This window comes from Aquabacterium sp. (genome assembly GCF_048860245.1).
Lineage (GTDB): Bacteria > Pseudomonadota > Gammaproteobacteria > Burkholderiales > Burkholderiaceae_C > Aquabacterium.
In genome coordinates this window covers 1-12,143 of the sequence record NZ_JBLIZW010000109.1, presented here as the reverse complement: position 1 = coordinate 12,143, position 12,143 = coordinate 1, and the positions used below count along the sequence as shown (strand labels likewise).

Annotated in this window: 10 protein-coding genes; 7 read left to right on the top strand and 3 right to left on the bottom strand. The window is 60.5% G+C overall.

The features are described from left to right. Window positions 1–232 precede the first annotated feature (232 nt). On the bottom strand, window positions 233–1,621 hold the full coding sequence (pmbA, locus tag ACMV18_RS12440; protein WP_420818111.1) for a metalloprotease PmbA: 1,389 nt from the start codon (window positions 1,619–1,621) through the stop codon (window positions 233–235). A gap of 42 nt (window positions 1,622–1,663) precedes the next feature. Between pmbA and yjgA the strand changes: the two genes are divergently transcribed. From yjgA to ACMV18_RS12415, 5 genes are all read left to right on the top strand, one after another. Beyond that, entirely contained in the window at window positions 1,664–2,269 is a 606-nt protein-coding gene (yjgA, locus tag ACMV18_RS12435) for a ribosome biogenesis factor YjgA (RefSeq protein ID WP_420818110.1), read from the top strand. A 3-nt stretch (window positions 2,270–2,272) separates the two neighbouring features. Further along, window positions 2,273–2,875 (top strand): molybdopterin adenylyltransferase, encoded by a 603-nt coding sequence (gene mog, locus ACMV18_RS12430; RefSeq protein ID WP_420818109.1) that lies wholly within the window; start codon window positions 2,273–2,275, stop codon window positions 2,873–2,875. Between the two features lie 94 nt (window positions 2,876–2,969). Further along, window positions 2,970–4,484, top strand: coding sequence for a methyl-accepting chemotaxis protein (locus tag ACMV18_RS12425; RefSeq protein ID WP_420818108.1), 1,515 nt, complete (start codon window positions 2,970–2,972; stop codon window positions 4,482–4,484). 121 nt (window positions 4,485–4,605) lie between these two features. Then, window positions 4,606–5,691, top strand: a complete 1,086-nt coding sequence (locus tag ACMV18_RS12420; RefSeq protein ID WP_420818107.1) for a phosphotransferase family protein — start codon at window positions 4,606–4,608, stop codon at window positions 5,689–5,691. Window positions 5,692–5,748: 57 nt separating this feature from the next. Continuing rightward, window positions 5,749–6,519 (top strand): SDR family oxidoreductase, encoded by a 771-nt coding sequence (locus ACMV18_RS12415; RefSeq protein WP_420818106.1) that lies wholly within the window; start codon window positions 5,749–5,751, stop codon window positions 6,517–6,519. Between the two features lie 77 nt (window positions 6,520–6,596). Here the strand turns inward: ACMV18_RS12415 and cysE are convergent, their stop codons facing one another. Together cysE and ACMV18_RS12405 are read right to left on the bottom strand one after the other, a co-directional pair. Continuing rightward, window positions 6,597–7,394, bottom strand: a complete 798-nt coding sequence (cysE, locus tag ACMV18_RS12410) for a serine O-acetyltransferase (protein WP_420818105.1) — start codon at window positions 7,392–7,394, stop codon at window positions 6,597–6,599. 75 nt (window positions 7,395–7,469) lie between these two features. Next, the gene (locus ACMV18_RS12405) at window positions 7,470–8,195 is read right to left on the bottom strand and encodes an RNA methyltransferase (RefSeq protein ID WP_420818104.1); all 726 of its coding nucleotides are present in this window, start codon (window positions 8,193–8,195) and stop codon (window positions 7,470–7,472) included. A gap of 174 nt (window positions 8,196–8,369) precedes the next feature. On the opposite strand from ACMV18_RS12405, the gene ACMV18_RS12400 reads away from it, so the two are divergent. Beyond that, the gene (locus tag ACMV18_RS12400) at window positions 8,370–9,368 is read left to right on the top strand and encodes an inositol monophosphatase family protein (protein WP_374258694.1); all 999 of its coding nucleotides are present in this window, start codon (window positions 8,370–8,372) and stop codon (window positions 9,366–9,368) included. An 83-nt stretch (window positions 9,369–9,451) separates the two neighbouring features. Continuing rightward, on the top strand, window positions 9,452–12,136 hold the full coding sequence (gene mutS / locus ACMV18_RS12395) for a DNA mismatch repair protein MutS (protein WP_420818103.1): 2,685 nt from the start codon (window positions 9,452–9,454) through the stop codon (window positions 12,134–12,136). Window positions 12,137–12,143 lie beyond the last annotated feature (7 nt).

The window sequence follows — 12,143 nt, the reverse complement described above, 5'->3', positions numbered from 1 at the left end:
AATAAGCCCACGTGCCCAGCAGCATGAAGGCGCTGGCCGAAATCAGGGACACGAACGCGTTACCCAGCGCCATCAGCCACAGTAGGACGCTGACAGAGCGCCAAGTGCGCTGCAGTGCAGCATCACTCCAATCGGGGTTGTGCGGTTGTTTGCGCCTGTTCATGAGCGACTTTCTCGGCAAGTTTGAAGTCATTGTGGACCCATTTAATGGGGTTGCCTAGCCAGATGGGCCTCAATGACCGGCAATTTTCATCTTTTCGATCAGGATCGAGCCCACGGTTTTGCTGCCGTATGTGTAAGCGTCGGCGCCAACGCTGACGATGTCCTGGAACATCTGGCCCAAATGCCCGGCAATGGTGATTTCGTGCACCGGGTACTGGATGACGCCGTTTTCCACCCAATAGCCTGCAGCGCCGCGGGAATAGTCGCCGGTCACGTAGTTGACGCCTTGCCCCATCAGTTCCGTGACAAACAGGCCGGTGCCAAGCTTTTTGAGCATGGCTTTCAGGTTGTCCTTCGGATCGGTCAACTTGCTTTGCAGCGTCAGGTTTTGCGAGCCACCGGCATGACCAGTGGTGTGCATGCCCAGCTTGCGCGCCGAGTAACTGGACAGGAAGTAGCCTTGCACGACACCGTTCTTGACGACGCGACGATTGCGTGTGAGCACGCCTTCGTCATCAAAGGGGGCGCTGCCCTTGCCCTTGAGGATGTGCGGGTCTTCAATGATGTCGATGTGCTTGGGGAACACGGGTTGGCCCAAGCTGTCGAGCAGGAAGGTGGCCTTGCGATACAGCGCGCCCCCACTGGTCGCCTGGACGTAGGCGCCCAAGAGCCCGGCTGCCAGTGTGTTTTCAAACAACACGGGCACTTCACAGGTGGCGATCTTGCGTGATTTCAGGCGCGACAGGGCGCGCTCTGCGGCGTAGCGGCCAACGGCTTCGGGGCGGGCCATGTCTTTGGCGTCGCGCTCGGACGTGTACCAGAAGTCGCGCTGCATGTCGTTGCCTCGGCCGGCAATGGGTGACACGGACAGCGAGTGGCGGGAACTGGCGTAGCCGCCTCGGAACCCACGGCTGTTGCCGGCCCAAAAATGGGATTGCTGAGCCGAAACGCCGGCGCCTTCCGAATTGGTCACGCGGGGATCCACCGCCAGGGCGGCGGCTTCGCAGCGGCGTGCCAGTTCGGCGGCCCGCTCGGCGTCCACATGCCAAGGGTGGAACAGATCCAGGTCGCGCTTGGCGGCACGGCCGGTGGCCAGGTCCTCGGCATCGGGCAGGCCAGCGGCGGGGTCTTCAGCGGTGTAGCGGGCAATGTCGTAGGCCGCGCGCACGGTTTGTTCCAGCGCCTGTGGTGAGAAGTCCGACGTGCTGGCATTGCCGCGACGTTGGCCCAGGTAGACCGTCACGCCAATGGTTTTGTCGCGGTTGCGCTCGACGTTTTCAAGCTTGCCCTTGCGCACGGAGACCGACAGGCCCATGCCTTCAGAGACTTCGGCGGCCGCATCCGAGGCGCCCAGTTTCTTGGCGAGGTTCAGCGAATCTTCAATCAGTTGTTGAAATTGCTCACGGCTGTAGGCGAAACCGTTGGACTTCGCGGGAGACTTGCTGGATTTGACGGCCATGTTGTAGTCACTGTTGGTGCAGCCCCGTATCATAGCGAGGACATGAATCCGAAACACTTTGATCACGACGAGGGCTACGGCCCCGATGAGGAGGACAATCGTCCTCCCAGCAAGAGCATGCTCAAGCGTGCCAGCGATGAATTGCAGAAACTCGGCAAGCAGTTGCTTGAGATGCCCGACAGCCGTCTGGCCAGCATCGACATGCCTGAGCGACTGAGAGATGCCTTGGCGGACTACAAAAAGACGCGGTCCTTTGAGGGCCGTCGTCGTCAGTTGCAGTTCATTGGCAAGGTCATGCGTGAGGTGGATGCCGAGCCGCTGCGTGAAGCCGTGGCCGAGTTCCAGCTGGGGCATGCGCGCAACTCACTGGCCCTTCATCAGGCCGAGCGCTGGCGCGCCGAGCTGGTCAGCGATGACAAGGATGTCGTCACCCGTTGGGTAGGCGAGTTCCCTGACACGGACGTGCAGCAATTGCGCGCGCTGATCCGCAATGCCCGCAAGGACGCCGCGCTGGAGCCCGAAAAGCGCAATGGCCGTGCTTTCCGCGAACTGTTTCAGTACATCAAGCATGCAATGGATGAGCAGGACAAAGCCTCCAAGGTGGCCCAAGACGTTTTCGAGCAGTCTCACGGCAGCGACGAGGCGTAAGTGATGTCAGCGCTTGACTTGGATGTGGTGCGCATTGGTGTGGTCTCGATCAGTGATCGGGCCAGTACAGGTGTGTACGAAGACAAAGGCCTGCCGGCGTTGAAAGATTGGCTTGGGCGCGCTGTGCGCAATCCCATCGAGTGGGAGCCTCGGCTGATCGCGGATGAGCGTGCGCTGATTGCGGCCACCTTGCGCGAACTCGTGGACGACGCTGGGTGTCACCTGGTGTTGACCACGGGCGGGACGGGGCCGGCGCCCCGTGACGTGACGCCGGAAGCAACACTGGATGTCGCGGACAAGGAAATGCCGGGCTTTGGTGAACAAATGCGGCAAATCAGCTTGCGGTTTGTTCCGACGGCCATCCTGTCGCGGCAGACGGCGGTGATTCGCAAGCAGGCCTTGATCCTCAATCTGCCAGGGCAGCCCAAGTCGATCGCGGAAACGCTGGAAGGTTTGAAAGGTGCTGACGGTCAGTCTCTGGTGCCCGGTATTTTTGCCGCGGTTCCTTATTGCATCGACCTGATTGGCGGTCCCTACATCGAAAGTGACCCGTCGGTGTGTGCTGTGTTCCGGCCCAAGTCAGCGCTGCGTCCACCCAAGTCTTGAACGTGGCCGTCACATTCAAGCGTTAAGTTTGACGCCCCCTCGCCGAAAACACAGGGTTGTTACCTAGGTTTTCCGGGGGGAAGAAATGCGCTTCATGACGAGGGTGGTTGTTTCGCTGGCTGTGCCCGCTGCGTTGGTGTTGGCCACGGGTGTTGGCATTGCGGTCGGTGGAGTGACGCTGAAGTCGGCACTGGAGCAGTTTTTCGAGCGGGACGACGCGCTCGCTCAGTCGACGGTCGAGATGTATGCGCAGGGGCTGCAATCTGGTCAAGCCTTGCGCAACATCGTGATTGACCCAGCCAACCGAAAGGCCTACGACAACTTTGACGCGGCAGAGAAGGCGTTTGCAGATGCCTTCAATGCGGCAAAGACTGCGGCGGCAGATCCAGATAGTGCAGGCGTGCTGACTCAGGTGGAGGGGTTGCGCTCGAAGCTGCTGGACAAGCAGCGAGCCGTGATCAGCCTTGCTGCCAATGATCAGGCGGCTGCCATCCAAGCCCTCAAGAAAGAAGAAACCCCACTTTGGCGAGAGCTTCGCGAGCAGTTGCTGGCGTTGAAAAAGCAGGCGGCCGAGCGCAAAGCCCTGGCTCGGGCGGCTGCGGAATCTTTCTTCCGCTCGGCCAGTGTGGCTGCTGTCCTCGTGGCTTTGGTGTCCACCGTGGTGGCCGCGTACAACTTGATTGTTCTCCGTCGTCGCGTGGAACTGGAGTTGGGGGGCGATCCCTCTGATGCGCGCGAGGTGCTTGCGCTGGTGGAGTCTGGCGACCTCTTGGTGAAGGTGCCCGTCAAAGAAGGGGATACCTACAGCCTCATGGCTGCCATTGCGCGCATGCAGGTGGCACTGCGGGGTTTTGTCGCCGGGATCAATCAGGTGTCGCAAAGCATCAGCACCGCCACATCGGAAATTGCCACAGGCAATCTGGATTTGTCTGCGCGCACCGAAAACCAGGCCAGCAGCTTGCAGCAAGTGTCTGCGTCCATGAGTCACATGCACAGCATGGTTACGCAGAATGCTGAAGCGGCACGGCAAGCCTCGCAACTCTCAGGGGCAGCCAACCAGTCGGCCATTCATGGTGGCGCATCTGTGCAGCGTGTGGTCGATACGATGGCCTCGATTCGTCATCACAGTCAGAAGATCTCCGAGATCACGGGCGTGATTGACGGCATCGCGTTTCAGACCAACATTCTGGCCTTGAATGCCGCAGTCGAGGCTGCTCGGGCCGGTGAGCAAGGGCGAGGTTTTGCTGTGGTGGCCGGCGAGGTCCGAACGCTGGCTCAGCGAAGTGCTCAGGCAGCGCGTGAAATCAAGTCGTTGATCGGGGCCAACGTGGACAAGGTGGAGCAGGGTGCTCAGGAAGTCCATGACGCGGGTCGCACCATTGACGAAGCGCTGCAGCAAATTGGCCAGGTTAGTCAGTTGATTGCAGACATCGCTGCGGCAACCGTGTCGCAGAGCGCAGGTTTGGGGCAGGTGACACAGGCCGTGGCCAATCTGGATGACGCCACTCAGCAAAATGCCGCACTTGTTGAGGAAAGCAGTGCCGTGGCCGCCAGCCTGAATCATCAGGCCGTGGATTTGACGCGCCTGGTTTCGACCTTCAAGGTTTGATCGCTGATTCCGTTTGCAGACTCACTCATTTGTGTGGCGAATGAGTGTGGATTCAAATAATTCATTTGATTCATTGGCGTGGGGTTTCTACACTCGTTGATCCAACGAGGAGACCCCGCTAATGAGCGACGTCAAGAACGAACAATTGATCGACCATGCCGGCCAAGTGCGCGCCGGTGAAGAAGTGGACCTGGCCAAGGTCACCGCTTACCTCAAGGCCCAGAGACTGGATGTTCAGGGCGAGCCGGAGCTGCAGCAGTTTCCAGGTGGCGCCTCGAACCTGACGTACATGGTGCGTTACGCCAACATGGACATGATCCTGCGGCGCCCTCCGTTTGGCCACATCGCCAAATCGGCCCACGACGTGGTGCGTGAAGCCGAGATCATGCGCAAGCTCAAGCCGGTTTACAGCAAGGTCCCCGAGATCTATGCCATTTGCGAAGACGTGGACGTCATCGGTGCCCCGTTCTATGTGATGGAGCGTCTGGTGGGGGTGATCCCCCGCCAGAACCTGCAACCCGAGCTGGGGTTGGATGAAGCCAAGACCCGCCAGTTGTGCCTGAATGTGCTGGATACCTTGGTCGCGCTGCACAAGCTCGATCCCAAGGCGGCCGGTCTGGACAACCTGGGTAAGGGTGAGGGCTACGTGGCCCGTCAGGTCGAGGGCTGGAGCAAGCGTTACCGCGCCGCCCGCACCGAAGACGTGGGGGACTTCGAGCAGGTCATGCAGTGGTTGCATGACAAGCAGCCGAAACAGGAAGTGGCCATCAGCCTGATTCACAACGACTTCCGTTTTGACAACGTGGTGCTCGATGTCAACGACCCGCTGAAGGTCATTGGCGTGCTGGACTGGGAGATGGCGACGCTGGGTGATCCGCTGATGGATCTGGGTAGCGCACTCGCGTACTGGGTGCAGGCCGATGACGACATGTTCATGAAGGGCTCGCGTCGCCAGCCGACCAATGCGCCTGGCATGTTGACCCGCGATGAAGTCATTCGCTACTACGCCGAGAAGACCGGGTTCAGTGTCGAGAACTTCGACTTCTACACCGTGTACGGCCTGTTCCGTCTGGCGGGCATTGCGCAGCAGATATACAAACGATTCAAGGAAGGCAATGCGCGCAACCCCGTGTTCGCGACCTTTGGCCCGTTTGTCAGTTATCTGGAGCAACGCTGCCTGGGCATCATTGCGCAGTCCAAGCTGTGATTTGATCTCGCTGGCGCATGAGTCAGCATCTACCTTTACAAGATTCAAGAGAACGCTATGAGCATTCCCAATACTTTTGATCTGTCCGGCAAAGTTGCCCTGGTGACGGGCTCCAGCCGTGGCATTGGTGAAGCCATCGCCCGCCTGCTGGCTGCGCACGGTGCGCATGTCATCATTTCGAGCCGCAAGGCAGAGCCTTGCGAAGCTGTGGCAGCCTCGATCCGTGAAGCCGGTGGCAAGGCCTCGGTGCTGGCTTGCCACGTGGGCGAGATGGACCAGATCGATCAGGTGTTTTCGGCCGTCGAGCAGCAGTTCGGGCGCCTGGACATTCTGGTGAACAACGCTGCGACCAATCCTTACTTTGGCCACATCACGGACACCGACCTCAACGCTTTCCAGAAGACCGTGGATGTGAACATCCGTGGCTACTTCTTCATGTGCTCGAAGGGTGCCAAGCTGATGCAAAAGAACGGCGGCGGCTCGATCATCAACATCGCTTCGGTGAATGGCGTGATTCCCGGCATGGCGCAAGGCATCTACTCGATCACCAAGGCGGCGGTGATTTCGATGACGCATGCGTTCGCGAAGGAATGCGCGCCCATGAAGGTGCGTGTCAATGCGATCCTGCCTGGCGCCACCGACACGAAGTTCGCCTCTGCGCTGACGACCAACGATGCCATCTTGAAGATGGTCATGGCGCACACGCCCATGAACCGTGTGGCAGACCCGTCTGAAATGGCGGGGGCAGCGCTGTATCTGGCTTCTGATGCAGCCAGCTACACCACGGGCACATGCCTGAATGTGGATGGTGGCTACTTGTTGGCCTGATCCATTGCGCCTTCAAGCAAAACGGGACCTTGTGGTCCCGTTTTTTGTTGGTCGCTTGAGTGGCTGATGTGCGGAGGTCAAACCAGCTTGTTCAGCCCAGCAGCGTCGAAGCATTCCGTTTTCTTGGCGTCATCCGGCATGCAATCGCGGGCAGCCTGGGTTTGGGCGCAATCGGCCAGCTTTTCGATGGCCTGCCACAGCAAGGCGATTTGGTGGTCGCTGCCCGCAGCGTTGTCGATCAGGCCGCGCAGGGCTTGAGACAGCGGGTCATCACCCTCGGTCAAACCGTAGGCCGAGAAGCCCATGCGTGCGGCCATCGCCTCGCGCTCAGCCTGCTTCTCGTCCATGAGGGTTTGCTTGGCCACGATGATACGCGCGGGGTTGCCTACGGCGGTGGCGCCGTCTGGTACGGGTTTGGTCACCACAGCATTGGAGCCGACGCGTGCGCCATCGCCCACGGTGAAACCGCCCAGCACCTGTGCATTGGCGCCCACGATCACGCCTTTGCCCAAGGTTGGATGACGCTTGGCGCCCTTGCTCAGCGATGTACCGCCGAGGGTCACGCCTTGGTAGATCGTGCAGTCGTCGCCGATTTCAGCGGTTTCGCCGATCACGACGCCCATGCCGTGGTCAATGAAGACACGGCGGCCCATTTTGGCGCCCGGGTGAATCTCGATGCCAGTGAAAAAACGCGACCAGTGCGAAATCCAGCGGCCCAGCCACTTCAGGCCATGGGTCCAGCACCAGTGCGCAGCCCGATGCATCGTCAGGGCGTGCAGCCCCGGGTAACAAGTCAGAACCTCCCAGGCGGTGCGGGCGGCTGGATCTCGTTCCAGAATGCAGGCGACGTCTTCTCGCAGTCGGGCAAAGAACATGGGGACGGGCTATTGTTTTTCGAACAGTTTCTCAGTGTAGCGGGCCTGCAAAGCCCCAACTGACAGCGCCGGCACTTATCGCTTTTGGCTCATGGCCTTGGCGATGCCGCGCAGGATGTGGATTTCTTCTTGCCGCAATGCTGCACGGTTGAAAAGCTGATTGAGTCGAGGCATGAGCTTTTTTGGGGCGGCTGGGTCCAGAAAGCCAATCTCGGTCAGGGCCTGTTCCCAGTGTCTCAGAGCGCCTTGAACCGATTGACCATCTGCCAGTTCGACGTCCGGGGTGCGTGCCTGGACCGGAAAGCCACCCAGGGCTTGTCTCCATTCGTAAGCCAACACCTGTACGGCTTGCGACAGGTTCAGCGAGCCGTAGTCGGGATTGGTCGGGATGCTCATCACCGCATGGCAGCGGTAAACATCTTCGTTGCTCATGCCATAGCGCTCGCATCCGAACACAAAGCCCACCTTGTGCGCCGGGGTGTGCTGCGCCAATTTGGCCAGTCCGTCGCGCGGTGTGATCGTGGGCGGGCCAAAGTCCCGTGGGGTCATCGCGGTGCCGATGGCGTAGGTCACGCCTTCGAGCGCATCTTCCAGCGTGTCCACGATCTTGGCTCGCACGAGGATGTCGGCGGCGCCACTGGCCATGGCCACGGTTTCTTCCTGAATCAAAACATTGTCGAAGCGCGGTTTGACCAGCACCAGTTCAGAAAAGCCCATGACCTTCATCGCACGGGCAGTTGATCCCACGTTGCCCGGATGGCTGGTGCCGATCAGGATGAAGCGGGTAGGGTCATAAGCCATTGATTTTGCGGAGAAACGTTGAAAAAGTTGATGCACAAGTCATCGGGCTTGGCTACAATTATCGTTTACCCCATCGCTCTTTGATCATCGCTGCGCCTCTTCCCTTCCACCTGTGCCATGTGGCGGCAGGTGGTGGTCACTCGGCACCTGTCGTCCGATTTCCAAGGTTAAACCATGTCCCAAACCCTGCATCCCATGCTCAACATCGCCATCAAAGCTGCACGTGCAGCTGGCGCGATCATCAACCGAGCATCGCTCGACATCGAGCGCCTGATGGTTCAGGCCAAGTCGCACAATGACTTTGTGACCGAAGTGGACAAGGCTGCAGAAGAAGCGATCATCTCCACCATCCTGGAAGCCTACCCCGGCCACGGCATTCTGGCCGAAGAGTCAGGCCGCGCGCATGGCGCCAAGGACAGCGATTACGTCTGGATCATCGATCCGCTGGACGGCACCACCAACTTCATCCATGGCTTCCCGGTTTACGCCGTGTCCATCGCCTTGACCTTCCGTGGTCAACTGCAGCAGGCCGTGGTGTACGACCCCAGCCGCAACGATCTGTTCTATGCCTCCAAGGGCAAGGGCGCGTACATGAACGACCGCCGCATCCGTGTGTCCAAGCGCACCCGCATGCTCGACGCTCTGATCGGTACCGGTTTCCCCTTCCGCAAGGGCGACAACTTCCAGCGTTACCTCAAGATGTTTGAAGACGTCATGGTGCAGTGCGCTGGCGTGCGCCGTCCAGGCGCAGCGTCGCTGGACCTGTGCTACGTGGCCGCTGGTTTCTACGATGGTTTCTTCGAAACCGGCCTGAGCCCATGGGATGTGGCTGCAGGCGCGCTCATCATCACCGAAGCCGGTGGCCTAGTGGGTAACTTCACCGGCGAGCCTGACTATCTGTATCAACGCGAAATCCTGGCCGGTACACCCCGTATCTACGGTCAGCTGGTCAAGACCCTGGCGCAATACACCCGCGTCATCACCGACGACAACCTGCCTGAAGGCGAGGGCGAAGAGGGGGAGTCGGATCCGGAAGACGAAGCGCTGCTGGCTTCCCTGCAGGCTGCCGAAGACGCCGCCCGCGATGAGAAAGTGGCCGCTGAGCCCAAGCGCATCCGCATCACGGCCAACAAGCCCGCTGATGCTGCTGGCAAGGACGACGCTCCTTTCTGATCTGACCTCAGGCAAGGTGTGCGCAAGGCGTGCGCACCTTCGCCACTGACCCTGCTGGCCGTTTGATGTCAACCATCCCGACCATGGATTTCAGCGCCCACACGCCGATGATGCAGCAGTACCTGCGCATCAAGGCAGAACATCCCGATACCTTGGTGTTCTACCGGATGGGGGACTTCTACGAGCTCTTCTACGAAGACGCTCGCAAGGCCAATCGCCTCATCGACATCACCTTGACGGTGCGCGGCCAGTCGGCCGGCGAACCGGTGGTGATGGCCGGTGTGCCGGTTCATGCGGTCGAAACCTACCTGGCCAAGCTCATCAAGCTGGGTGAATCGGTGGCGATTGCCGAGCAAGTGGGCGAGGTGGGCGCCAGCAAGGGGCCGGTTGAGCGCAAGGTCGTGCGCGTGGTCACTCCCGGCACCTTGACCGACACGGAGTTGTTGTCCGAGCGGGCCGACGCCTTGCTGTTGGCTGTGGTCATGGACAAGCGCGGACGCCACGCCGAGCACGCCGTGCCCTGTGGGTTGGCCTGGTTGGGATTGTCCAGCGGCAAGCTGGGTTTGACCGAGTGCACGGAGCGCGAACTCGGGGGCTGGCTGGCTCGCTTGCAGCCTGCCGAAATCCTGTTCGACCGTGAGCGTATTCCCCCCACCTTGCAGCCCTTGCTGATGCAAGGTACTCGCTCGGTGGCGATGACCAGCCGACCCGGCTGGCAGTTCGACGCCGGACTGGGGGCTCGCAAATTGTGCGAACAGCTGCAGGTCAGCACCCTTCAAAGCTACGGCGCCCAGGATCTGCCCCTGGCCCATGCTGCAGGGGCGGCGCTGCTGAGCTTTGCAGAACACACGCAGGGCAGGGCGCTGTCACACGTGTCGACGCTGGAAGTGCCCCGCACGTCGGAATTGCTGGACCTGCCGGCGGCCACGTTGCGCAACCTCGAATTGACGCAGACGCTGCGCGGCGAGTCATCTCCCACCTTGTTGTCGCTGCTGGACACTTGCCGAACCGGCATGGGCAGCCGCGCGTTGCGTCAGTGGATGACGCAGCCCCTGCGTGATCGTGCCACCGCGCGTGCACGGCATGACGCGATTGCCTGCTTGCTGAACCCGCCGTCGCACGACCAGGGCTACGACGCCATTCGCGAAGCCCTGCGCCAGATGAGCGATGTCGAGCGCATCACAGCCCGTGTGGCGCTGCGGCAGGTGCGTCCGCGTGAGCTGGCCGGTTTACGCGATACCTTGCTGGGCTTGCCGCAACTGCTGGCGCGGGTGCCCGATGCCGCAGACCTGTTGGCGCAGCTGCGAACGGCCCTCCAGCCAGACGAAGCGATTGCCCGCCAACTGCAGGCGATGCTGCTGGAAACCCCGGCAGTCTTGCTGCGCGACGGTGGCGTCATCGCCGATGGGTTTGATGCCGACCTCGATGAGTTGCGCGCCATCTCGCAAAACTGCGATGCATTTTTGCTGGACCTGGAGGTTCGTGAGCGCGAGCGCACGGGCATTGCCAACCTGCGGGTGCAGTTCAACAAGGTGCACGGCTTTTACATTGAAGTCACCCAAAGCCAGATCGACAAGGTGCCGCTGGACTATCAGCGCCGCCAGACCTTGAAGAATGCCGAGCGCTTCATCACGCCCGAGTTGAAAGCGTTTGAAGACAAGGCCTTGTCCGCGCAAGACCGTGCCTTGGCACGCGAGAAATTCCTGTTTGATCAGCTGATCGATTTCCTGCAGGCGCATATCGCGACGCTGGGTGCGCTGGCGCGTGCGCTGTCGTCGCTGGATGCCTTGGCTGCTTTGGCCGAGCGCGCTGCCACCCTGGGATGGGCGCGCCCTGAGTTCAGCGTGCATCCGTGCATTGAAATCGAAAAGGGGCGCCACCCCGTGGTCGAGGCCCGCTTGATGGAATCCAGTGGTGCCGCGTTCATTCCCAACGATTGCCGCTTTGACGTCAATCGCCGGATGATGATCGTGACCGGTCCCAACATGGGTGGTAAGTCGACCTTCATGCGTCAGGTTGCCCTGATTGTGCTGCTGGCGGCCATGGGCTCCTATGTGCCAGCCGCCTCGTGCCGATTGGGGCCGATTGACGCCATCCATACCCGCATTGGTGCGGCCGATGACCTGGCCAACGCCCAGTCCACATTCATGATGGAGATGACCGAGGCGGCGGCCATCATTCACTCCGCGACCGAGCATTCGCTGGTGCTGATGGATGAAATCGGACGTGGCACATCCACGTTCGATGGCCTGTCGCTGGCAGGAGCCATTGCCACCCATCTGCACGACAAAAACAAGGCTTTCACCTTGTTCGCCACGCACTATTTTGAGCTGACGACCCTGCCAGAAAAGTGCCCGCGCGCCATCAATGTGCATGTGGGTGTCGCCGAGTCGGGTGACGACATCATCTTTTTGCACGAGTTGCAGCACGGCCCAGCCAGCCGAAGCTACGGGGTTCAGGTGGCGCGCCTTGCGGGCATGCCCCATACCGTCATTCGGCAAGCCCGGGTGACATTGGAGTCGCTCGAGGCGCACCAGCGCCAGGGTGACGACCAAATTGATCTATTTGCCCAAGTGCAAGCGCCCGGCCTGGATGTCGATGCGGTTTCGACCCAAGGTGGTGCAAACCTTGCTTCACTCTCGGGTGATGCCATGACAGAGACCGAGGCCAAGGCGCTCAGTTTGCTGGCCAGCATCGACCCAGATACATTGACCCCACGTGAGGCGCTGGACGCCCTCTATAAACTCAAATCGGTGATTTCGTCATGACCTACTG